The organism is Micromonospora sonneratiae (genome assembly GCF_042679305.1).
Classification (GTDB): domain Bacteria; phylum Actinomycetota; class Actinomycetes; order Mycobacteriales; family Micromonosporaceae; genus Micromonospora_H; species Micromonospora_H sonneratiae.
The window spans coordinates 14,367-36,670 of sequence record NZ_JBHTMP010000022.1 but is presented as its reverse complement, the minus strand read 5'-3'; the positions used below and the strand labels follow the sequence as shown (position 1 = coordinate 36,670).

General features: G+C 69.2%; 18 protein-coding genes and 1 other RNA gene. 6 read left to right on the top strand and 13 right to left on the bottom strand.

Annotation, left to right across the window (positions count from 1 at the left end):
- Positions 1-1,014: 1,014 nt before the first annotated feature.
- Positions 1,015-1,451, bottom strand: an RNA gene (rnpB, locus tag ACFQ4H_RS16000) — RNase P RNA component class A.
- A 101-nt stretch (positions 1,452-1,552) separates the two neighbouring features.
- Between rnpB and ACFQ4H_RS15995 the strand changes: the two genes are divergently transcribed.
- Positions 1,553-2,317, top strand: a complete 765-nt coding sequence (locus ACFQ4H_RS15995) for a sulfite exporter TauE/SafE family protein (RefSeq protein WP_377571755.1) — start codon at positions 1,553-1,555, stop codon at positions 2,315-2,317.
- A 164-nt stretch (positions 2,318-2,481) separates the two neighbouring features.
- On the opposite strand, the gene ACFQ4H_RS15990 is transcribed toward ACFQ4H_RS15995, so the two are convergent.
- Entirely contained in the window at positions 2,482-3,714 is a 1,233-nt protein-coding gene (locus tag ACFQ4H_RS15990; protein WP_377571754.1) for an MFS transporter, read from the bottom strand.
- A gap of 54 nt (positions 3,715-3,768) precedes the next feature.
- On the opposite strand from ACFQ4H_RS15990, the gene ACFQ4H_RS15985 reads away from it, so the two are divergent.
- Together ACFQ4H_RS15985 and ACFQ4H_RS15980 are read left to right on the top strand one after the other, a co-directional pair.
- On the top strand, positions 3,769-4,272 hold the full coding sequence (locus tag ACFQ4H_RS15985; RefSeq protein ID WP_377571753.1) for a MarR family winged helix-turn-helix transcriptional regulator: 504 nt from the start codon (positions 3,769-3,771) through the stop codon (positions 4,270-4,272).
- Positions 4,273-4,418: 146 nt separating this feature from the next.
- Positions 4,419-5,282, top strand: a complete 864-nt coding sequence (locus ACFQ4H_RS15980) for an alpha/beta fold hydrolase (protein WP_377571752.1) — start codon at positions 4,419-4,421, stop codon at positions 5,280-5,282.
- Positions 5,283-5,347: 65 nt separating this feature from the next.
- Here the strand turns inward: ACFQ4H_RS15980 and ACFQ4H_RS15975 are convergent, their stop codons facing one another.
- Genes ACFQ4H_RS15975 through ACFQ4H_RS15950 form a run of 6 tightly spaced genes read right to left on the bottom strand, consistent with a single transcriptional unit; the run spans position 5,348 to position 10,265 of the window.
- Positions 5,348-6,541 (bottom strand): bifunctional RNase H/acid phosphatase, encoded by a 1,194-nt coding sequence (locus tag ACFQ4H_RS15975; protein WP_377571751.1) that lies wholly within the window; start codon positions 6,539-6,541, stop codon positions 5,348-5,350.
- A gap of 58 nt (positions 6,542-6,599) precedes the next feature.
- Positions 6,600-7,340: a zinc ribbon domain-containing protein gene (locus tag ACFQ4H_RS15970; RefSeq protein ID WP_377571750.1), complete on the bottom strand. Its 741-nt coding sequence runs from the start codon at positions 7,338-7,340 to the stop codon at positions 6,600-6,602.
- Positions 7,337-8,209 (bottom strand): Nif3-like dinuclear metal center hexameric protein, encoded by an 873-nt coding sequence (locus tag ACFQ4H_RS15965; protein ID WP_377571749.1) that lies wholly within the window; start codon positions 8,207-8,209, stop codon positions 7,337-7,339. Before ACFQ4H_RS15965 ends, ACFQ4H_RS15970 begins: the two co-directional genes overlap by 4 nt.
- 11 nt (positions 8,210-8,220) lie before the next feature.
- Entirely contained in the window at positions 8,221-8,385 is a 165-nt protein-coding gene (locus ACFQ4H_RS15960) for a hypothetical protein (RefSeq protein ID WP_377571748.1), read from the bottom strand.
- The gene (locus ACFQ4H_RS15955; protein WP_377571747.1) at positions 8,369-9,016 is read right to left on the bottom strand and encodes a flavoprotein; all 648 of its coding nucleotides are present in this window, start codon (positions 9,014-9,016) and stop codon (positions 8,369-8,371) included. The genes ACFQ4H_RS15960 and ACFQ4H_RS15955 overlap by 17 nt, the downstream gene beginning before the upstream one ends.
- Before the next feature lie 16 nt (positions 9,017-9,032).
- A complete protein-coding gene (locus ACFQ4H_RS15950) occupies positions 9,033-10,265 on the bottom strand; it encodes a helix-turn-helix domain-containing protein (protein WP_377571746.1) in 1,233 nt (410 codons plus the stop codon).
- A gap of 270 nt (positions 10,266-10,535) precedes the next feature.
- On the opposite strand from ACFQ4H_RS15950, the gene ACFQ4H_RS15945 reads away from it, so the two are divergent.
- Together ACFQ4H_RS15945 and ACFQ4H_RS15940 are read left to right on the top strand one after the other, a co-directional pair.
- Positions 10,536-11,228, top strand: a complete 693-nt coding sequence (locus ACFQ4H_RS15945) for a bifunctional DNA primase/polymerase (protein ID WP_377571744.1) — start codon at positions 10,536-10,538, stop codon at positions 11,226-11,228.
- A 196-nt stretch (positions 11,229-11,424) separates the two neighbouring features.
- On the top strand, positions 11,425-11,682 hold the full coding sequence (locus ACFQ4H_RS15940; protein WP_377571742.1) for a DUF3040 domain-containing protein: 258 nt from the start codon (positions 11,425-11,427) through the stop codon (positions 11,680-11,682).
- 40 nt (positions 11,683-11,722) lie between these two features.
- Here the strand turns inward: ACFQ4H_RS15940 and ACFQ4H_RS15935 are convergent, their stop codons facing one another.
- Both ACFQ4H_RS15935 and ACFQ4H_RS15930 read right to left on the bottom strand, forming a co-directional pair.
- Positions 11,723-12,763, bottom strand: a complete 1,041-nt coding sequence (locus ACFQ4H_RS15935) for an SWIM zinc finger family protein (protein ID WP_377571740.1) — start codon at positions 12,761-12,763, stop codon at positions 11,723-11,725.
- Positions 12,760-15,912, bottom strand: a complete 3,153-nt coding sequence (locus ACFQ4H_RS15930) for an SNF2-related protein (RefSeq protein ID WP_377571739.1) — start codon at positions 15,910-15,912, stop codon at positions 12,760-12,762. Before ACFQ4H_RS15930 ends, ACFQ4H_RS15935 begins: the two co-directional genes overlap by 4 nt.
- 160 nt (positions 15,913-16,072) lie before the next feature.
- Here ACFQ4H_RS15930 and ACFQ4H_RS15925 point away from each other — a divergent pair, with 160 nt between their 5' ends.
- Entirely contained in the window at positions 16,073-16,804 is a 732-nt protein-coding gene (locus ACFQ4H_RS15925; RefSeq protein ID WP_377571737.1) for a DUF7873 family protein, read from the top strand.
- A 400-nt stretch (positions 16,805-17,204) separates the two neighbouring features.
- Here ACFQ4H_RS15925 and ACFQ4H_RS15920 read toward each other — a convergent pair whose 3' ends face one another.
- The 3 genes from ACFQ4H_RS15920 to ACFQ4H_RS15910 all read right to left on the bottom strand — a co-directional run bounded on the left by ACFQ4H_RS15920 (position 17,205) and on the right by ACFQ4H_RS15910 (position 22,271).
- Complete coding sequence (locus tag ACFQ4H_RS15920; protein ID WP_377571736.1) at positions 17,205-18,821, bottom strand: right-handed parallel beta-helix repeat-containing protein; 1,617 nt, start codon at positions 18,819-18,821, stop codon at positions 17,205-17,207.
- 77 nt (positions 18,822-18,898) lie between these two features.
- Positions 18,899-20,851, bottom strand: coding sequence for an AAA family ATPase (locus ACFQ4H_RS15915; RefSeq protein ID WP_377571734.1), 1,953 nt, complete (start codon positions 20,849-20,851; stop codon positions 18,899-18,901).
- A complete protein-coding gene (locus ACFQ4H_RS15910) occupies positions 20,841-22,271 on the bottom strand; it encodes a DUF2201 family putative metallopeptidase (RefSeq protein ID WP_377571732.1) in 1,431 nt (476 codons plus the stop codon). The genes ACFQ4H_RS15915 and ACFQ4H_RS15910 overlap by 11 nt, the downstream gene beginning before the upstream one ends.
- Between the last annotated feature and the right edge of the window lie 33 nt (positions 22,272-22,304).

Sequence of the window (22,304 nt, the reverse complement as noted above, 5' to 3'; positions counted from 1 at the left end):
AGCAGATACGCACTGTGCAGATCGATCCAGTCTGCCAAGTTGGATATGTCCGATAGCCGACGAAACAGATTTACGTTCTGCCATCCTTCATGTACGCTCAGCATCCATGAAGGGATTCGCCCGATATTGGGGCTACCTCGTTTTTGCCATCCTTATAACCGCGTGGTAGACACGCACGGCTGGCCCTGTCTTCCTCATCGTTCTGTCGCTGCTCGTCAGTGGTTACTTCCTGTTTCAGGCTCCCTTGTGGTGTAGCGCGGTAAACAGGGATGGCACACTGCAGGACTGATTTCAACGATGGCAGCGACAGTCTTCCTCGTCGAAGACAAGATCTCCGCCTGAGTTGAAGGTCGACCCAGCGAGTACAGCAACCCACCGGCTGAATACCGCCAGACGGTCGCCCACATCGGTATTTGCAGGCCCACAACGGCGCCGTTAAAGGCTCCGGTCTCGGTTGGACTAACTCCTCTAGCGATATGGCTGCCGAATCTCTCTTTTTCGGAATCAAGGCACCGCGCTCCGCGCGGTGCGGGGGCGGCAAGCCCGGCCGGCGGCACGCCGTCCCGGCTGCCTCCGGCGCCGGGACGGAAAGCCACCGACAGCCGCCGGGACACCGCCCCTCCACACCAGGCACCAGCCCAGCAAGGCCGTGACGGAAGCCGACGTGGCTGGCCGCCGTCGTGGTCGGGGCTTCCAACTGCCGCGCCAGTCCAAACCCGGGACTGGCTTGCCACCGAGTCGCCGGGTCGCGGCAGCACCTCCACCGCCGAGCCCGTACCCGGCCCCTCCCCTACCTGCCGGCCGCGAGCACCAGGCCGCCAGGACGGACAGACGACCGCGCCACCACCGGCAAGGGTTTATCTGATCAGGAAGCCAATTTCCTGGGCCGTCCCTGGGCCGTCTGGGCCGTCACCGGGCCGTCAGAAGCCGCCCAACGATGACCAAGGTCAACCAACAGCACCCACATAAACAAGCAGCTCAGAGCCTTGATCGTGGCTCTGAGCTGGTGGGCGACGGACGAGTCGACCTGTACGCCGGATTCTGTCCCGGTACCTACCGTTGCCGGTACGCACCGGTGGCGGCCATCCATCTCGGCCTACCGTTGCCGGCAGGCTCCAGCAGCCTACCCGCAGGCATCGGGCGGGCCGCCCTCGATCGCCTGCGCGGACCGTCACCTCTCGGTGATGATCCTCTCTTGGCCTTGCTCCGGGTGGGGTTTACCTAGCCACCCCGGTCACCCGGGATGCTGGTGGGCTCTTACCCCACCGTTTCACCCTTACCGAGCCAGTTCGCGCCTTTCGGCACGAATATCCGACTCGGCGGTTTGTTTTCTGTGGCACTATCCCGCGGGTCGCCCCGGGTTGCCGTTAGCAACCACCCTGCCCTGTGGAGTCCGGACGTTCCTCGGCGACGGGCTCAAGGCCCGCCGACGCGACCGCCCAGTCGACTCGTCCATCGCGCCGATGATTCTACGCATCAGAGTCAACGCCCAGCCACGGGCATGATCTTCCCTGCTGCCGGGGCCGGTTCTACGCGCTAGCCTCGGCAAACGATGAATCTCACCGAGGCGGGACTGCTACTCGCCGCCGGACTCGCCGCAGGCACTGTCAACGCGGTTGCCGGCGGCGGTTCACTCATCACCTTTCCCGCGTTGATCGCGATCGGGGTGCCCCCCGTACCCGCCAATGTCAGCAACTCCGTAGCTGTCTGTCCGGGTTACCTGGCCAGTGTCGTCGGCAGTCGGGCGGACCTGCCGGGGCGTCGGAACGTCGTACGGCTGCTGCCTGCCGCCGTACTCGGTGCTGTCGCCGGATGTGTGCTGTTGCTGGCCACCCCGGCCCGGGCGTTCGAGTTGGTGGTCCCGTTCCTCGTGTTGGGTGCGACCACCGTACTCGCGTTCCAGACCCGGCTGCGCCGGTTGGTCGGGCATCCGCGTGACCTGAGCCCACGCCGCCGTACCCTCGCTCTCCAGACGATGGTCGCGCTCGGTGCGGTGTACGGCGGCTACTTCGGTGCCGCTCTCGGGGTGATGCTGGTGGCCGGGCTGGCGCTGGTGCTGGACGAGTCCCTGGCCCGGGTCAGCGCGTTGAAGAACCTGCTGTCTGCGGTCGTCGGGCTGACCACCGTCAGTGTCTTCGCCGTCTTCGGCCCGGTCAACTGGGCTGCTGTCGCCGTGGTCGCGCCCGCCACCATCGTCGGCGGCTATCTCGGTGCCAGGCTCGTCCGTCGACTGCCGCCCACCGTACTCAAGGCAGTGATCGTGGTCTTCGGTACGGCGATCGGCCTGGTCCTGCTCCACCGTGCCCTCACCGCCTGATCCGCCAGATCCACCTGATCTCATGATCAGGGACCAGCTTGAGCGTGTCGTCGGTGTGTCGACGCCAGTTCCCTGATCACGCGGATCATGGCGGCACTCACAATGGGTCCGGGCCCGACGACCACCGATCCTCGATCGGGAGGTTACGACGATTCCGTACCTGGTCAGATGACCTCGCCCACGGCCTCTTCCGGCGTACCCTCAACCGACCTTGCGGCCCGGTTCCACCGCGCCCACAGCACCCGCTCGCCGTAGCCGGCGGCCATGATGTGCCCGAACGCCAGGTAGACCAGCGCGCCGACCGTCAGGATGCCCGCTCCCAGCCAGAACGGCCAGGAAAGCGAGTGTTCGGCGAGTTTGCCGGCGATGATCGGCGCGGGTGCGGCGGCTCCCCAGCGGACCAGGTTGAACGCACCGGTGGCGATCCGGCGATCGGAGTTGCCGAGGCCGAGCGCCAGGTCGGTCAGGTTGACGTTGGCCAGTCCCATGAACAGCCCGGACACCACCAGCACGATGACCGACTCGGCGGTGCCGGTCGAGGTCGCGAAGAGCACCAGACAGATCAGCAGTCCGCCGATCGCCACGCCGACCGTCTGCACGGCTCCGATCCGGTGGGCCAGCCGATGTCCGACCACCAGGATGCCCGCGGCGAGGCCGAGGCCCCAGCCGGTGAAGGCCAGCCCGAGGGGTACGACGTCCAGGTGGAGGAAGAGCGGGGTGTAGCCGAGCACCACGAAGAAGACGAAGTTGTACGCCGCGGTCACCGCGCACAGGGCGACGAAGGCCGGCCGACGGTAGGTGGCGAAGATGGCCCCCAGCTTGACCGGGGGTTGGTGGGTCGCCGGTTCGCGTAGTCGCCGGGCAGCCAGCGCCAGTGCCAGCACCATGAGCAGGCCGCAGACGAGGAAGGGCAGCCGCCAGCTCACCTCTCCGAGCAGTCCGCCGAGCAGCGGTCCGACGGCGAATCCCAGGCCGAGCGCGGCTTCGAAGAGCCCGACGACCCACTCCCGGTCGTTGGCCAGCGCGACGAGCACCACCATCGCGGTGGCGAAGAACATGGCGTTGCCCAGGCCCCAGATGGCACGTAGTACCGACAACTGGACGATGTTGCTGCTCATCGAGGCCAGCACCGCCGCGATGCCGACCACGGTCACTCCGGTGATCAGCACCGGTTTGAAGCCGAACCGGCCGCTGGCCAGGGTCGCCGGGATCATGCCCACCGCCATCAACGCGATGTACGCGGTGAACAGCAGTTCGACCTGCCACGCGGTCACTCCGATGGCCTCGCCGATGACCGGCAGGATCGGGTCCACGACGGCGATGCCGGAGATGGCCAGGAACGCCACCACCGTGGTGGCGTAGATGGCTCCGCGGTTGGGTTCGGTGCGCCGATCCACTCCGCCTCCCGAGATAGCTGTATGGTACAGGTAATTTTCATGTATCATACAGCTATGAGCGCCGACACCGGAACCGCCGCCGAACACGATGGCACCCCGGCCAGCGGAATTGACGACGTCACCCTCGGTCGGATCGAGACCGAGGTGGCGCTGCTGATGCGCCTGGGTGAGGCGACCCGCCGACGCACCCCGACCGCCGAACACCGGTTACTCGATCGCGCGGCGTACGTCATCCTGCGGCAGCTGGACGCAGCCGGCCCGCAGAACGTCTCGGCGTTGGCCGAGGTGCTGAACCTGGACGGCTCCACCGTCACGAGACAGGTCTCCGCCATGCAGCGGGACGGACTCATCGTCCGTGAACCCGACCCGAGCGACGGCCGAGGGACGATGATCGCCCCCACACCGGCGGGGCTGTGCCGGATGGCCGCCGTACGCGCCGCCCGGATCCGCCTCTACGACGACGTGCTGGCCGACTGGACGACCGTCGACCGGCGCGATCTGGCCCAGGCGCTGCACCGACTCAACCAGGCACTCGACGCTCACACCCGGAACCGCTGAGCCGCCCTGATCCGCGTGCTCAGGAACCTACCGCACGACACCCCGGCGACATGCGCGAGTTGGTTCCCTGATCACCATGATCAGGGCGAGGGGCGGACCGACCGGTAGACATTGATCTCCATCCAACTGCCTGGGATGCTGGTTCGATGCCGCTGTTCCCGTCGTACGACTCGACCCGACTCGCGTACCACGTGACCGGTTCCGGGGCGCCCCTGGTCTGCCTACCCGGTGGGCCGGCTCGGGCCGGGTCCTATCTGGAGGATCTGGGCGGACTGAGCCGGCATCGCACGCTGATCGTGCTCGACCATCGGGGCACCGGGGAGTCCGGAATCCCGGACGATCCAGCCACGTACCGCTGCGATCGGCTCGTCGACGACGTCGAGGCGCTACGGGTGCACCTCGGCCTGGATCGGATGGATCTGCTGGGCCACTCCGCCGGAGGCAATGTCGCACAGTTCTACGCCGCCCGGTTTCCCGAACGGCTGGCCCGGCTGGTGCTGGTCACCCCGGGCCTACAGGCGGTCGGCCTCGACGCGATCGGCTTCGAGGAAGCGATCGACGCCCGCGCCGGCGAGTGGTGGTATCCGGCGGCCAGGGCCGCCGGGGAGGCCTGGCAGGAGGCGGTCGGTCGCGGCGTCAGCGACGAGGAGATCGCGCGGCTGCGGGCGGCCACCGCACCGTTCGCGTACGGCCGGTGGAACGAGCGCTCCCGCGCACACAGCGAGGCCGGCCCCAGCCAGTGTTCCGACGCTGGCGCGGCCGGTTTCTACGCCGACTTCGAGCCGGACGTCACCGCACTCCGGGCCGACCTGGCCAGGCTGGACGGTCCGGTCCTGATCGTCGCCGGTGCGCTCGACCCGGCACCGACCCCGGCCGCCGCTGCCCGGTTGGCCGAACTGTTTCCGCAGGCCGAGGTCACCGAACTGCCGAACACCGCCCATTTTCCCTGGGTCGACGAGCCGGCGGCCTTCGTCCGCTGCGTGGTCGGTTTTCTCGACCGACCGAGGTGACCCGGACCGGGACCGGCCAGGTTGGCCGCTTGCTCAACCGGGGTGGTCGGCCGGCAGGAAGCAGGTCAGAGGTCGGCGAGGTGGGCGGTGTCGTTGACGGTCCGTACCGCCACCCCACCGTCCGGCCATGTGTCCACGATGGACAGCCCGGCCGGTTCGAGGTAGAGCCGGTGCAGGAACGCGTCGCCGGCCGCCAGCGCATCGCGCAGGATCAGCTTCAACGGGGAGACGTGCGAGACCACCACCACGGTCTCCCCCGGGTACGTCGCCATCAGCGCCGCCACGGCCCGGCGTACCCGGGTCGTGACCTGGGCGAACGACTCCCCGTCCGGAGGCGCGACTGTCGGCGACGCCAGCCAGGCATCCAGTTCCCCGGACCACCGGTCACGTACCTCGGCGAACGTGCGCCCCTCCCACTGCCCGAAGTCGCACTCCACCAGGTCCGCCTCGGGGATCACCGGCACGTCACCGAGCGCCCGGGCGAGGACCCCGGCGGTGGCCGTACACCGGGACAGAGGTGAGCTGACCACGGCCGCGACAGACGGTGCCAGGGACGCCACCCGACCGGCCGTCGCCCGCGCCTGGGCCAACCCGCGCTCGGAGAGCGGCACGTCACCACGACCCGAGTAGCGCCGCTGCGCGGTCAGTTCCGTCTCGCCGTGCCGGACCAGCACCAGCCGGGTCGCGGTCATCGCCGGGCGCGGTTCCCAGGAGGTACGCGCCGACGACGCCTGTGCGGCGACCTCGTGCGCCCGGGCCCGGGCGGTGGCTTCCGCTGCCAGCGCCTCGCGCGGCGGCTCCTCGGCCGGAGCCGGAGCCTGAGCCGGAACCGGTTCCACCGGCCTTCCCGCCGCCAGGTCCATCGCGGCGTTGGCCAACGCGTCGGCGTGCCGGTTGCGCTCGCGGGGAATCCACCCGAAGGTCACCGAGTCGAACCGGCGCACCAGACCGGCGGCCTGCGCGGCCAGTGGGCGCAGTCCCGGATTCTTGATCTGCCAACGGCCGGACATCTGCTCGACGACCAGCTTCGAGTCCATCCGGACGTTGACCTCGGCCGCCCCGACCTCGGCGGCGGCCTCCAACCCGGCGATCAGGCCCCGGTACTCCGCCACGTTGTTGGTCGCCACGCCGATCGACTCGGAGCGTTCCGCCAGCACCTCACCGGACCCGGCGTCCCGGACCACCGCGCCGTAGCCGGCGGGCCCGGGATTGCCCCGGGCGCCACCGTCGGCCTCGATGACGACCTTGAGCCCGCTCACGCCAGCCTCCGGCCCCGGCGTTGGCCGGGGCGGAGCTGACTCCCGGAGCGAAGCTGACTCACAGGCCCGACTCGGCGGTACGGACCATGATGCGCCGGCACTCCTCGCAGCGCACCACCTCGTCCGGGGCGGCGGCCTTGATCCGGGCCCGGTCCGCACCGGAGAACTCCAGCCGGCAACCACCGCACCGACCGGCGGTGAGCAGCGCAGCGGCAAGTCCACCCGACGTCTCGCGGATCTTCTCGTAGAGCGCCACCAGGTCGCCGGGCAGGTCGTTCACCAGCGGCTGCCGCGCACCCGCCTTGAACTCCTCCTCCTTGGCGATCTCCACCAGCGCCTGGTCCCGCCGCTGCTCGACACCGGCCCGCCGTTCCCGGGCGCTGGCCAGTCGCTGCTCGACCCCGTCGAGTACGCCCTGAGCGGTCTCCCGCTGCTCCATCAACTCCAGCTCGGCGTCCTCCAGCTCGGTCTGCCGCCGGTTGAGCGAGGTCATCTCGTGCTGGAGCGCCTCCAGCTCGCGGGCCGGCCCCGTACCCAACGTCAGCCGGGCCTGGTCCCGGTCCTTGCGAACCCGGACCTGGTCGATGTCCTTCTCCAGCCGGGCGATGTCCCGGTCCAGGTCGTCGACCGCCACCTGCGCCCGGACCCGCTCGTCCTCCAGCGCGGACAGTTCACGGGCCAGCACGTCCAGCTCGGCCCGCTCGGGCAGCGTACGGCGACGGTGCGCGAGCTGGGTGAGCGCGGTGTCCAGCGCCTGGAGGTCGAGCAGGCGGCGCTGGGCTTTGGGATCGGCCTTCACGGGCGGGGCTCCTTGTCCACGGGGGATGCGGGTGATGCGGCGTGCACCGTCCACGGGTCGGTGTCCAGGTCCGACACCAGCGTCGTCACGCCCAGGCTGTCCCGCAGGTACGCCGCGAGATCGTCCAGCCAGGGCCGCTCGGTCGCCCAGTGGGCCGCGTCCAGCAGTGCCGGACCGCCCTCGGCGACATGTTCACTGGCGGGATGATGACGCAGGTCAGCGGTGAGGAACACGTCTACTTCGGCAGCGGTCGCGTCGGTCAAAAACGAGTCGCCCGACCCGCCGCTGACCGCAACCGTACTGACCATCCGGTCGGGCTCGCCGGCCGCCCGTACCCCCCAGGCGGTGGCGGGCAGTACCCGGGCCGTGTGCCGGGCCAGTTCGGCGAGGGTCATCGGCTGCGGTAGCTGCCCGATCCGGCCCAGCCCGCGCCCCTGTCCGGCAGCGGGGCTGCCCGGTGCGGGCGGGTGCAACGGCCGCAGGTCGGTCAGGCCCAGCCGGGCGGCCAGCGCGTCGGAAACACCCGGATTGGCGACGTCAGCGTTGGTGTGAGCGACGTACAGGGCGATGTCGTTCTTGATCAGCTGGTGGATGATCCGCCCCTTGTACGTGGTCGGCGCGACCGACGACACTCCGCGCAGTAGCAGCGGATGGTGCGCCACGATCAGGTCCGCACCGGCTTCGAGCGCTTCGGCGACGGTTTCCGGCACACAGTCCACGACGCAGGCGATGCGGCGGACCGGGGCGGACGGCTCACCGAGCACGAGTCCCACCCGGTCCCACTGTTCGGCCCAGGCCGGCGGGTAGCGCTGGTCGAGCAGCGCGACGACATCGGCCACGGTCGCCGTACGGGATGGGGTTGTGCTCACGGCGGCCCAGCTTACCGGCGCATGACCACCAACTGTCCCACCGGTTCGGCAATCCGGCAGATGGGGCATTCCAGCAGATAGACCAGCAGCTCAGCAGGCCGGCAGTCGAGGCCGGTCCGGTCCGACTTGGCAGGCCAGCCGGACCGGACCGGGTTCAACTCAGTTTCCGCCGCCACCGACACACGCTCTGGCCCGCAGGGCGTCCAGAGCGAGGTGCCACGGGAACCTGGAAAGCAGTCTTTCGCCTGTTCCCGGTGAATGCGGAGGCAGGACATCGTCACCGAACAGCACGGTCACGTCCCAGGCCCGCAACCGGGCGAGGCTTTCCTGGAAGGCCGGGTGTCCGGCCATCGCGGCATTGGTGAACGGCATCGCCACGATCGGCAACCCTCGGCCCTGCCCCTCGACGAGCAGACCGAGGGCCAGCGTGTCGGTGATGCCGGCGGCCCACTTGTTGACCGTGTTGACCGTCGCTGGCCCGACAACGAACGCATCCGGCGGGGGAAGTACATCCGGATCACCCGGATTCTTGTAAGTAGTTCGTACCGGATGACCGGTCTGCCGGGCCAACGCCGGCCCGTCCACGAACTTGCGGCCGTCCGGCGTCGTCACCACGCAGACGTCCCAGCCATCCGCCTGCGCGAGCGCGACCAACTGGCCGACGTCGCGGGCCAACGGCGATCCACAGGCGATCGCATAGAGCACCCCACGGTGGCAACTCTCGATGTCCACGCCGGTCGGGGCCGGTACGGAATCAACATGTCTCGGCTGCCCCACCCGACCGGTGACCTCGCTCCGTCTGGTCATGCGGCCGGAATCCGGCTCATATTCCAACTCCCATGTGCTCAGCCAACTCCACTATCGGAGATGACGGCGCACCCCTTGTGCGACGCAGCACATCGGACATCACCTCGTGGGCGATCGGCCGGCAACGGATCTCCGAAGGGGCCAACTGGTCCCCTCGGAGCAGGGACTCACCGGCCTGTTCCATGTTCCCGATCTGCGCAAACCCCCGGGCGAGGTCGAGCAGGTGATGGGCCCGCCGCTCGGGCAGCAGCGCGTTGAACCGGTCGGGGTCGATCTCCTGATCGGTCCGTACCGCCCGCCCACCCTCACCCAACTCCACGGCGGCAGCGGCCTGGTGCAGGCTCAGATTGGTCGGCCCGAAACTCGTCCAATAATGGTTGTAGTCCCCGCCGAGCTGATCGGCTGCCTCCTGAGCAGCGACGAACAACTCCCGCACCGTGGCATTGTCACCGATCCGCGCCGCCGCCATTGCACCCTGTAACAACAGCAGCCCGTACACCGACAACTGCTGCGCGCTGGCGGCCCGGCAGCCATTCGGCGCAAGCTGGCTGGCAACATTGACGTTGACCTCTAGTGCCGACTTGGGTCGTCCCAATGCCAACAATGCATTACCGACCCGACAGGTCGCCACGCCGGTCAATAGCAGATCGCCCGATCGCTGGGAGACGGCCATCGACCGGTCGGCGGCCAGCCAGGCCAACTCGTGCTCCCCCAGTTTGCGCAGGGTCGACGAGGCGATCTGGTAGACCTGCCCCAACAGGTGAGCAGCCTCCTGGGCCCGTTCGTCGCCCCCCCGATAGGCCGCGTCAGCGGCCTGCGTGTCCCGGAGCAGCTTCGGCAAAGCCCTGGTCAGCACGCCGTACCTGGCGTACTGGAGCGTCAGCCAGGCATGGCGTACCGACTTGCGCACCTCGTCCAGCGCGGGCGGATCCGGTGCCGGGACGAAGAAGGCCGGCATCGACTCGTAACGCTCCAGAGCCGAACGAATCGCCTCCACCTCGACCTGGTCGATGCAGTTGAGCGCGTCCGTACGCCGCTCGGGCTCCTTGCCGAGCAGCAACTGGACATCGACCCGCAGGACATCGGCAATCTCGTGGAGCACCGAGAACTTGTCCAACCGCCGTACGCCCCGCTCGACCTTGTCGACCCAGCTCTTCGACTTGCCGAGGCGATCAGCAAAGACCTGCTGCGACATGTTGCGGCGTCCTCGCCAGTACGCGACGCGGCGCCCTATGGGTACCTCATCCACGTCCCTTTTCCTCCCCTTTACCTCGTTCAGCGGACCCCGGATCGGGCTATTTGAGTTTTACCGGCGTTAACGTGCGATTGTTACGTCCCGTCCACGATTTCCTTTCTGCACCGGTCGCACAGCAGGTACGTCAGCATGGCATCCCAACCTCGTAATTTTTCGTGCAACTTGCAACCGGCTGTCTGCCCGAACCAACGACCACGGGTGGTCCCGGTAACGGTGCTTAACGCCCGATCCATCGCCGATGCTGAAGTAGGGGGTTTTCGTAGAATGTGGTGGAGTGTCCGTTCGCGATTCATCCATCTTGCACTATTGGATCGGGCCCGGCTGCGCCGGATCGCCGTGCGCTACGCCGAGCACGGCTGGGAGGTGGTGCCCGGGGCCTGCCTGACCGGCAGGCGATTCGTCTGCGATCGGGACGGCTGTCGGACCAGGGCCTGCCACCCCGCACTGGCAAGCTGGGAAAAGGCGGCCAGCGCCGATCCGGCCATGGTCACCGCCTGGTGGCAGCACCAGCCGCACAGCCTGCTCCTGGCCACCGGACGCGCCTTCGACGTTCTCGAAATGCCCGCGTACCTCGGACGACGGGTGCTCGACGCCGGCATGCGCATCCCCCACCGATCGCGCGGCGGTACGCAGGTGGGCCGGAGCTACGGCCCGGTCGCGGTCACCCCCGCCGGACGATGGATGTTCCTGGTCCGCCCCGGCGACCCGCTGCGACCCGAACTGGACCAGTGCTACTACGTGGTACGCCACGGCCTCGGCTCGTGGATACCCGCGCCGCCGACCCGGCTACCCGAGGGGCCGGTGCGCTGGGTCGTGTCACCGGAACTGGTCCAGTGGCGCCTACCCGACTCGTACGCGACCCAGCACCTGCTGGTCGACACCCTCAGGTCGATGAGCCCGGCCAACTCCCCGGCCGGGTTCCCCGGTCAGTTGCCCCTGCCCCGCCGTAGCCGCTGACCCCTCCCCATCCGACCCGGTCCTCCCACCGGTCCCGGCCCTGTCATCGGTCCCGGTGTTCCCACCCGTCCCAGGCTGCACCGATGCAGCCTGGGACGGGAACCGGATCGAACGAGCTGTCGGCCGAAAGTGCGTGAGTCGGCTCCGAAGCGGGTATGCCGCCGGACCGTTGACGCGTGAGGGGAAGGCCACCAGCATGCTCAGCAAAGAGGATCAGCGCCGGTTCGAGCAGATCACCCGGCAGCTCAGGGCAACCGATCCCGCGTTCTTCGCCCGACTCGACGACCGGGTCCGGGGCCGCCGAACCCGGATCCTGCTCCTGTTGACCATCCTGCTCTGGGCGTCACTGCCGGCGATGATCGTGCTCGGCGGCGGGGTGGCCGGTGCGATCTGCGGAATCACGCTCCTGGTCAACGGCGGGCTGATGTGGCGCGCCCGACGGCGCTTCCGATAGCCGGCCGCTGCCGAAAACGCCGTAGGTTGCCGAGCCCCGGTCAGACCTCGCCGAACCGCTCGTACGCCCGGCGCAACCGCTCGACCAGTCCCGGCCCACCGATCGCCGCGCCGGGTGACCCGAGCTGCCGCAGCAGCAGGTCCGGTTCGGTGGCCAGCGCCGGTGCACGGGCCGGCAGCGGCACCGGCGGTAGCCAGAACCGGTCGACCGACTCGGCCAGTGGCACCGCCGGTAGGTCGGTCAGGGCCAGGGCCGCTCCGACCGGTGGGGATACCGGAGCAGGCCGGTCGACCGGATCAGCCAGGCTGGCCTGCCGGGCTGACCGCGTACCGGCCCCGGTCCGGTCAGCACCATGGGGCGTCCGGTCGGCACTGCGGGGCGTCCGGTCAGCACTGCGGGGCGTCCGGTCAGCACTGCGGGGCGTCCGGTCAGCACTGCGGGACCGAGGAGAATCGCTGCTCCCGCGCCCGCCGGTTGTCTGGCCGTCCCCACCACCTGTCCTGAGGATCCGCAGCCGCGCCAGCAGCGTGTCCCGGTCCCTGCCCCGCCAGTGCAGGATCTGGAACGGATCGGCGTCGAACGCCTCGGCCAGCAGGTAGAACGTGGCGGCCAGATGTTTGCACGGTACGGCGAAGTCGGGGCAGTTGCAGCGCAGATTCAGGTCGTTGACTCCGGCTGGGAACAGCGGCGCACCCGCCTCGCTGAAGACCTGCTCCAGATCCGGTGGCAGGTCTCCGGCCAGCAACCGGGCGCTGTAGAGCGCCTGCGCCGCCAGCAGCGTCTCGATCCGCTGCCACACCGCTTCCGTGAACGGACGCAGCCCGATGGTCACCCGGTACGGCTTCGGCCGGGAACCCTGCACGTCGGCGGTGACCACGCCGGGTGCCACGTCGATGGCCAGCACCTGCCCGGCCCGGGCGTACGACCGGCCACGGGTGAGCCGGGTGCCCAGTGCGAACGACTCCAGCACGTCCAGGAAACGCCGCGACCACCAGGACTTTCCGATCGCACCCCGGGTGGAGCGGGCCCGTACGCCGCCGGAGACCCGGCGCGGTCGGCCGTACTCGGAATAGTCGGTCACTCGACCACCGCCCCGGCCTCCAGCGCGAAGAGCTGCCGCAGCTCGGAGGTGGACAGCTCGGTGAGCCACTGCTCGCCGGTGCCCACGATCTTCGCGGCGAGGCCGCGCTTCTCGGCGATCATCGCGGAGATCTTCTCCTCGACCGTACCGGCGCAGACGAACTTGCGTACCTGCACCGTACGGCGCTGACCGATCCGGAACGCCCGGTCGGTGGCCTGGTCCTCCACCGCCGGGTTCCACCAGCGGTCCACGTGGATCACGTGATTGGCCGCGGTGAGGGTCAGGCCGCTGCCACCGGCCTTGAGCGACAGGATGAACAGTGGCGCGGCCCCCTCCTGGAAGCGGGCCACCATCGCGTCCCGCTCGGCCTTGCCCACCCCGCCGTGCAGGTAGAGCACCTCGCGGCCGTTGACCACCTCGTGGCCGAACCGGGCGGACAGGTGGGCACGCAGCATGTTGCCGAACTCGGCGTACTGGGTGAAGATCAGCGTCTTCTCCCGGGCCGCCAGCACCTCGTCGAGGATCTCCTCCAGCCGGGCCAGCTTGCCGGAGCGGCCGGGCAGCACCGAGCCGTCCCGCAGCAACTGGGCCGGATGGTTGCACACCTGCTTGAGCTTGGTCATGGTGGCCAGCACCAGCCCGCGCCGCTCGATGCCCTCGCTGGAGTCGATCCTGGCCAGCATGTCGTCGACCACCGCCTGGTAGAGCGAGGCCTGCTCCGCGGTGAGGTTGCAGAGCACCTCCATCTCCAGCTTTTCCGGCAGATCCGAGATGATCGACTTGTCGGTCTTCATGCGCCGCAGCACGAACGGGCCGGTGATCCGGCGCAACCGCTGCGCCGCGTCGTCGTCGCCGTAGCGCTCGATCGGCTCGGCGTACCGCTTCTTGAAGGTAGCTGCCGGCCCGAGCAGCCCGGGATTGGCGAATTCCATGATCGACCACAGGTCAGCCAGCCGGTTCTCCACCGGCGTACCGGTGACCGCCACCCGGTGCCGCGCGGGCAACGACCGGACCGACGCGGCCTGCCGGGTCGCGGCATTCTTGATCGCCTGCGCCTCGTCGACCACGATCCGGTGCCAGTCGACCTCGGCCAGGGCGGCGGCGTCCCGGGCCGCGACCGAATAGGTGGTGACGACCAGGTCCGCATCCCGCACGGCCGTCGCGAACTCCGCCCCGCGTGCCCGCTCGGCACCGTGGTGCACGTGTACGCGCAGCTCGGGGGTGAACCGGTCGGCCTCCCGCTGCCAGTTACCCACCAGCGACATCGGGCAGACCAGCAGGGTCGGTCCGGTCGACGCACCGTCCCCGGCCAGCAGCGCCAGGAGTTGCACGGTCTTGCCGAGTCCCATGTCGTCGGCGAGGATTCCGCCGAGCCCCAGCGCCTCCAGGAACGCCAGCCAGGCCAACCCCCGCTGCTGGTACGGACGCAGCTTCCCCTGGAAGCTGGGCGGCGGATCGACCGGGGCGAGATGCTGCTCGGCCCGGCCAGCCAACAGGTCGCCAAGGGCCCCGTCGGCGCTGACCGACAGCACCGGCAACTCCTCCGGGTCCTCGGACGCGGCCAGTCCGAGTCGCAGCAGCTCCCCCACGGTCATCGCACCGCCGGCCCGGAGCAGCTTCAGCCCAGCGGCCAGACGTTTCGCGTCCAACTCCACCCACTGGCCGCGCAGCCGCACCAGCGGGGTCTTCAGTCCGGCCAGCGCCTGGAGTTCCGCCTCCGACAGGGGCTGATCGCCCAGCGCCAGCTCCCACCGGTAGTCCACCAGCGCATCGAGGCCGAGCGCGCTACGGGACGCGACCGTGCCCGGCGCGGTACGGGACTTCGCCTGCAACCGGGCACCGAGGCGGGAGCCGGGCCGCTGCCACCAGGACGGCAACAGCACCCCGAACCCGGCGGCATGCAGCACGGGTGCCCCGTCGCGCAGGAACCGGTGCGCCCCGTCGATGTCCAGGTCGAGCGCGTCCGGAGCAGCCGTACGCAGCGCCGTTTCCAACTCCGGCCACAGCCGGCTCGCCCGGCCCAACTCGGCCAGCAGGGTCTCCTGCGGTGCGTCGAGGTGTCCGGCCAGGGCCCGGAGCGCCCCCGGCGACTCCCAGATCCGGTCCGCTCCGACGACCAGACTGGGCTCGTCGACCGCCTGCAACGCGAACTCGACCCGCCACTGGTCGTCGACCCCGGCCTCGACCTCCACCGAACCGGAGTCGGAGTCGGAGTCGGAGTCGGCCCCTGCTGCCGTCAACAGGTCGTACTCCGCCGGCAGGGCCGGCTCGACCAGCCGGAAACAGGCTCGGACCGGGCTTCCGGTCGCGTCGCGCTGCCAGGCGTACAACTCCGTTTCCAGGGTGGCCAGGGCACCGGCCGGCGCGGTGAAGGTGCGTTGCCGCCCGGTCAACGCACGTAGCCAGGCCCGCACGGCGGCGTCCGTACCACTGGCCCGGCGGGCGTCGATGAGGCGTACGCCGTCGAGGGCGACCCGGACGGCGGCGTCGGTCAGGCTGTCGAGTACGTCCGCGACGAGGTCCCCGGCCGAAACCTCCGGCGGTACGGCGGCTCGAACGGCCGGTGGCAGCGCCATGGCCAGGCCCCGGGCCCAGGCGGCGTCCGCACCGGTCAGCAGTGGTCGCCAGAGTGCCCTCGGGTTCCGGGGCGATCCGGTCGGCCCGTCACCGACGACGCCCGGCAGGGTCCGTCCGCGCTGCACCAGTTCGACGGCGAACCCGGCCAACTCGACGAGGTGGCGTAGGCCGGCACCCCGTACCGGCCCGTCGTCGCCGAGCGCGCACAGCGCCGGTAGTGCGTGGTCCGCGTCGTACTCCAGGGTGGGCACCTGCCAGCCGGCGAGGGTGACCGGCCCACGGCCCGGCGTCGACGTCTCGGTACGGACCAGTTCCGGTGAGTCGGCGGGTGCGCCGCCCCGGGTGGGCAGCGCCAACACGGCGCTGCCGGACGTCGCCTTCGCGGCGACCTCACCGAGGGCGTCAGCCAGCGCGTCGTGGCCGGCGGCGAAGGGGTGCGGCCGGTCACGGGGCGGACGCCCCGACCGGCGCGACGGCCGGGTCGGCAGCGTGGAGTCCTCGGCCCAGAGCGCGAGCCGACCGTCCACCAGCCAGACACCGTGCACGACCTGCAAGGAAGAACCCCTTCTCATCGCTTCTCGTAGAGGAAGGGTCCCTTTCTAACACCCGACCGGCAGCACCCGTCGACCGCCACACGCCGCCGCGCAGCAGGCAGCAGACCCGCACCGAAATTGCGTTCGACCGATGCCACTGGCTCCTGTTAGCCTCCGACCTGCCTGAGGGGAGAACGACGTGGCCAAGCTGAACCAGATAATCGCCGTGGAGAAAGGCGTCAAAAGCAAGTCCTTCGCGGATCTCACCGACGCCCATCACGCCATCCAGAAAGCGCCGCTGCTCTCCGGTATATCGCGCACCTACCAGCCGAAGGACGAGGAGGGCGAGCAGCTTCCACCGGAGTCGACCCGGGTCCAGGTGAAGGCTGAGGAGGTGCTCCGCGACGTGGGTCAGACGTTGACCCGGCTCTTCGACGTCACGGCGACGAAGGACTGGGCCAACTGCGTCGCGAGGGCAAACGTGGTCGTCGACGGCCGGACCCTCATCGAGGACGTTCCCGTCTCCTATCTGCTGTTCCTTGAGAAGCAGCTCGTCGACCTGCACACCTTCGTAAAGAAACTGCCGGTCCTCGACGCCGCCGAATCGTGGACCCAGGACCAGTCGACGGACTCGTGGCGTACCGAGCCGGTACGCACCATCCGGACCAAGAAGGTTCCCCGCAACCACGTCAAGGCCGAGGCGACCGAAAAGCACCCGGCCCAGGTCGAGGTCTACTACGAGGACGTGGCGGTCGGTTACTGGACGACCGTGAAGTTCTCCGGCGCGCTGCCGGCGAAGCGGGTCAACGAAGTCCTGGACCGGGTCGTCAAGTTGCAGCACGCGGTGAAGTTCGCCCGGGAAGAGGCCAACGGCACCGAGGTCACCGACCGGCAGGTGGGCGCTGTCGTGTTCGGCTACCTGTTCGGGTAACCCACAGACTCCCCGCTGGAGCGCGGGGATGCGCGGTCTACGCAACAGCGTGACCGCGCGAAGCTGAAGCTGAAGCCGAAGCTGAAAGGGTGGTTCAGTGGGGGTTCGAGTCCCTCTCCCAGCATTTCCGGCTGGGATAGCCCAACTGGCAGAGGCAGCCATCGTCAATCTCAGATTCTCGCTCCAGATTCAGCATTCGCCATCGAACGTCGGATCGAACGGGTTCGGACGATGACGGTTGGATGCCGGTTCGAGTCCGGCTCGCCGCTCCAAGATCACGCGGCGATAGTTTAACGGCAAAACCCAACGTCCTTACGAGTGATCTGGACCCTTAAACGTGTCGGCGTCAGGAACTGGTGGCACCCGGAGGCCCGGGGATTGGACACATCCCCGGGTCTCGCTACCATCCGTCGAAGCCCTGGTTGCCGTTCCAGCGCCCGCCTGAGGGTACGGTCTCGAACCGGACAGCCGAGACCGCGTTGCCGACGAGGTCGTTCCCTTCGACCGCCGCTGACACGCAACTGCCGCACTCGGTGACCCACAGGCCGTACGTCTGGGTCCTCTCGTCCTGGTTGTCCCAGATCCGGTTGCCCCGGAACGTGAGGCTGTCGGTGTCCGCCGCCACGGTCACGCCGGCCCGTTCGGTGGGTGCCTCCGGCAGGCGGTACGGCGTACCCGTGGCCGGCGGTTCACCGGCCCACGCCGTGGTCGCGCCGGCGCGTACCGGGGCGAGGGTCAGTTCGGTGGCACTGTTCGTGGTTACGACAGCGGTCCGGCTGCCGACCGTCAACGTCTTACCCCGGTGCCCGTCCGGGCGCCAGTCCGCTGCCCGGTCGACCAGCGTGGTGGCGCGGTAACTGACGGACGCGCCCCCGGCCGAGGCCGCTGCCGCCCGGCGGCCGTTGTTCCGGATCCGGTTGTCGATGATGGCCCCGTCGATCATCGCCGCATCGACGTGGATGCCGTCCAGTCCGTTGTCCCAGATCTCGTTCCCTTCGATGACGATCTCCCGGGCCGGCTCACCGTCGCCGGCCAGGTCGTGTTCCCGGTACCCGTAGCGTCCGTTCCGGCTGATCCGGTTGCCCCGCACCACGTACCGGCCGGGGGTGTTGCCGATGCTCACCCCGTCCCGGACGTTACGGTCGACGACGCAGCCGGTCACGATGCCGCCGCGGCCGGCGACGCCGGCCGTACCCTGGGCAGATACGTCGTACCCGGCTTGAAGGTTGCCGATCATCGTGCAGGCGGAGACGATCAGCCCGTCGGTGCCCCAGTCGGAGATGCCGAACGTGTTGCCCTCGGCGTGACAGCCGACGATCCGGATACCACTGGGCGGGGTCCAGTAGTCCTTCTGTAGTTCCAGAAAAATCCCGTTGGTGCCGTTGCCGATCGCCGTACAGGCGGTGATCGTCAATCGTTCGACGTCCCCCCAGCCGCCGACCCCGATGCCGATGCCGGCCCCGCCCATCTGCCGTCCGCTGTCCAGCCGCCCACAACGAACGGTCAGTACCCCCTCCACCACGGTGTCCTGGAGGAAGTCGCAGCCCAACCCGGTTGCGGCGGTGTCGTGGATGTAGAGGTCGTGGAACCTTCCCCGCAGCACGTACTGCAGGCCCAACCCCTTGGCCAGTACGTCGTAGCTGGGCAGTCGCACCCCCGAACCATCGATCTCGAACCCGGCGAAGGTGCAGTCGGCGATGTGGTTGTCCCGCTCCGCGCCGTGTTGCAACGTGGTGAAGTACGCCAGCGGCGTCGGTGCGGTGGGGTCACCCGGGTTCGACAGGGCGAACCGGGTGACACCGGAGCCGGCACCGATCAGGGAAACCCCGCTGCGCCACACCGTGCCTCGGTCCTGGATCGAGTAGACGCCGGGCGGGCAGTGGATGACGCGGGGTCGGCCGTCTGCGGCGCAGGCTGATCCGAGCCGGTCGACCAGCTCCGCCAGAGCCGGCTGGTCGTTGGTCACGCCATCCCCGACCAGACCGTGCTCGCGGGCGTTGCAGACCAGGTCGTTCACCGTCGCGCGATTCCCGGATTCGACGGGGGAAAACATCGAGGCGCGGTCCGGTTCCCGGTCCGTCCCGGGGGCCGTACTCAGTCGCGGGACAGTTCGGCCATCCTGGCCAGGGCCGACACCCAGAACTTCTGCTTCTCCGGCGACTGGCCGACCAGGTACGTGGCGCGCAGCTTCGGCGGCAGGTGCCGCAGCAGCCGGGCCACCACGGTCAGATGCCGCTTCAGCTGGGACACCTCGGCGTTGGAGAGAACCTGGTGTACGGCATCGGTGTCGTCCGTACCCTCGGTGGAGGTCTCCGACGCGGCGGCCAGCCGGGCCTCCCAGGCATCCACGTCCCGGGCTATCTCCCGTAGTCCGATGACCCGCTCCTCGGTCAGCCGGGCCTCCAGCTTCGTCAACGGCACGGGGGCGTACTCACCGTCGCCGAGGTAGATCAGCCCGGTCTGTAACGGCTGGCCGGCCCGATGCAGCTTGATCAGCCGTTCCAGGGTGCGCTTGGTGATCCACTCCCGGCCCTCGTCGTCGATGTCGGTCTTCCACCACTCCAGCACCGTCTCGGCGACTTCCCCGTACGTCCCGATCAGCCACTCGTTGGCGGGAATGTCCTCCGGTCGTACCTCGTAGCTGACGGTGAACCGGCTGGCCTGGGCGATGTTGTTCCGCGACACCAGCAGCTTGCGCCCGAGGTGGTACGGCGGGTTCTGCAACGCCACCTGGGCCCGCAGGTTGGGGATCGGCCGCCCGGCCAGCGACCACTCCTGGGTGACCTCCATCAGCTTCGCGAAGGTCGCCTTGTCCTTGGGCCGGTTGTACTCGTCCCAGACCAGCACCTTCGGCTCCGGGCCGAGCAGGCTCCTGGTGAGCAGCGTGTCCAGGGTCCCGTCCGGTGTGGGTACCGGCACGCACAGGTCCTCGACGTTGGTGACGGGAAGCGAGAAGTAGACCGGTTCCCGACCGGTCTCCTCCCGGGCGATCTGCCTGGTGATCTCCGTCTTGCCGCAGCCGGGCGGCCCCTGGAGCAGCACCGCCCAGCGCTCCCGGATGGCCGTACGCAGGATCCGCCGGACCGGGTCGGGGACGGTGTCCGGGTTGGCACAGCCGATCGCGGCGGCGATCTGGTCCAGGGTCTCGTCGGTGCGGTCCCGGTCCCGACGGCTCTTCTTGCCGTTGCCGTCGCCCGGCTCGACCAGATGCAGCCGGTGTCCGTTGACCAGTGGCAGGCCCCAGGCCAGCGGAAGCCCGGCCCGGGCACAGTCGAGTACGTGTTGCAGGGTGCGCGGCGACAGCAGGTGCCGTAGCTCCGGGGGCAGGGTGGCCCAGATCCGGAACACTTCGGTCAGGTCCCAGTCGGGATAGCGCTCGGCGAGCTTGTACCGCCAGGCGGTGTCGTTGGCGGTGAGCCGTACGGTGACCATCCGGTCCAGGACGGCCAGGTCGCTGCGCCGCGCGCTGGTCTCGACCAGCGACTCGTTGTCGGTGAGGAAGACCCCGACACAGCCGAGTTTGCGCAGGTCGTGCTCGCCCAGCGTCCAGTTGCAGGCGACCTGCATGAGCTGGGACTGGATGGTGTCGCCCGCCTGTAGCGAGTCGTCGATCAGGAGAACGAACGGTTCACCCGGAGCGAGCTGCCGCATGATCAGCTGGGTGAGGGCCAGTTCGCCGGTACGGGAATCGCGGACCGGCGCGTTCACCAGCAGGTCGTCCGGGGTCAGGTTGGCCGCCGGCACCAGGATCACCCGGGTGTCCGGATAACGCTCGGGGATGTACGACACGAACGTCGACGTCTTACCGATGCCGTGTTCCCCGAACACCTGACCGGTCTGCCCCATCGCGATCATCGCGTCGATGAACTGTTCCAGCCGGACCCGGTCGTCCGCCCCCGATGGCCTGCGGCGGTACGTCGCGGTGGGCCGCCACTTCCGCTTGCTGCGGCTCTCCCCGGCGTCCGTCAGGTCGTCGAGGGGGGTCTCCTGGATCGCTGCCACACTGCTCACGCTGCCGTCGTTCTCCTCGTCGTCCTCACCGGTCACCGGTGGTCACCCGATGGCAGGCCATCGGCGGGTGGTGGTGTTCCGGCCAATCGTCGCCCCCATTGGTGATCAGCCAGATCCAGCGGTCCGGCTGGGCCGGCGTGACGTGCGGCGCGTATCCGTCGGTCACCATGATCACTGCGTCCGGCTGTACCTCGAAGGGCACTCCGTCGATGGCCAGCCGCCCCTCGGCGTAGTCGACCACGTTCTGGAAGTTGGTACCTCCGCCGCCGTACACCCGTTCACCGGGCACGAACGGCATGACCACCCCGTCGAAGCTGAGCCAGTGGCTCTCCACCCCGTCCGTCTGCCCGACCAGGGTGGTGACCCAGTCGACCACCTCGTCCGGCATCGAACCGGAGGTGTCCAGGGCGATCAGCACCACCTTGGTGCGTTCCCGCCCCCGCCGCGACAGCATCGGGTCGTGCCCGAGGGCCAGCAGCACCGCCCCCTGCTTCTTCGGATAGACCAGCCGCTCCCCCTCCCGCAGCTTGGACGCCAGTGTGTCGGCCAGCCACCGTTTCCACCAGTCGACCCGACGGGTCCGGGGGGTCTCACCGCGCAGCGCGGCGGCACCGAGGTTGCCCCACATCCGGGTCAGCCGGTCACCACCGCCCTCGGAACGGTCGATCAGGTTCAGCACCTCGTCGCGGGCGAGCCGGTTGCCCCGCAACGCGGCCCGGATCGCCTCGGCCAGCGCCTCACCGATGATCAGGCCGACCGTTTCCGCATCGGCGGGAAACTCGCTGCCGTGCCGGCCGACGTGGTCGGCGTGGATGCACAGACCGACCGGCATCACCAGCGGCGTGCGCATCCGCTTGAGCTCCCGGTAGACGACCAGATCGGTGTCGACGAACTCCTCGTACGACAACGGTTCCCGGCCCTGGTCACGCAGGTCGTCGGCGTACCGTTGGTGGACCTCCCGGGGGTCCACCCCGACCGGTTCGTGGCTGGTCCCCGCGTCCTTGCCGGGCACCACCCGGCTCGGTAGACCGGTCACCTGGAGGCGGACCATCGCCACATGGTTGATGCTGACCTCGGCGGCCAGATGGAACAGCGGGTCGGCCCGCAACTCCTGCTCGGCGTAGAGGTGGCGATGCATCAGGTGTCGTGCCTCGTGGAACAGCACGAACCGCACCCCGGCCAGCCCGATGTCCACGAAGAACTGCGGGTTGTAGAGCAGCAGACAGCTACCGTCACCGGTGGCGACCACCGCTGCCGTCTCCACGGCCGTGGTCGGGATGTGGTGGTGGCACTTGGTGTAGAGCCAGGACGCCACCACGCTGTCCCGGATGCCGAAGTCCAGCAGTGCCACCTCTTTCAGCCGCTGCGCCTCGGCCAGCACCGTCGGGTCGTCCGGCTGGCGGGCCAGCAACGCCCGACGGTCGGTGAGATCGACCGGCGACCGCTGGGCGACCACCGTCGTACCGTTCGTTGTCCCTGCCCCGGTCCC

Coding starts and splice junctions, on each gene's coding strand:
- ACFQ4H_RS15985 (WP_377571753.1), top strand. CDS start 3,769: ATGAGCGCCGACACCGGAACCGCCGCCGAACACGATGGCACCCCGGCC.
- ACFQ4H_RS15940 (WP_377571742.1), top strand. CDS start 11,425: ATGCTCAGCAAAGAGGATCAGCGCCGGTTCGAGCAGATCACCCGGCAG.
- ACFQ4H_RS15955 (WP_377571747.1), bottom strand. CDS start 9,016: ATGACCAGACGGAGCGAGGTCACCGGTCGGGTGGGGCAGCCGAGACAT.
- ACFQ4H_RS15995 (WP_377571755.1), top strand. CDS start 1,553: ATGAATCTCACCGAGGCGGGACTGCTACTCGCCGCCGGACTCGCCGCA.
- ACFQ4H_RS15980 (WP_377571752.1), top strand. CDS start 4,419: ATGCCGCTGTTCCCGTCGTACGACTCGACCCGACTCGCGTACCACGTG.
- ACFQ4H_RS15945 (WP_377571744.1), top strand. CDS start 10,536: ATGTGGTGGAGTGTCCGTTCGCGATTCATCCATCTTGCACTATTGGAT.
- ACFQ4H_RS15930 (WP_377571739.1), bottom strand. CDS start 15,912: ATGAGAAGGGGTTCTTCCTTGCAGGTCGTGCACGGTGTCTGGCTGGTG.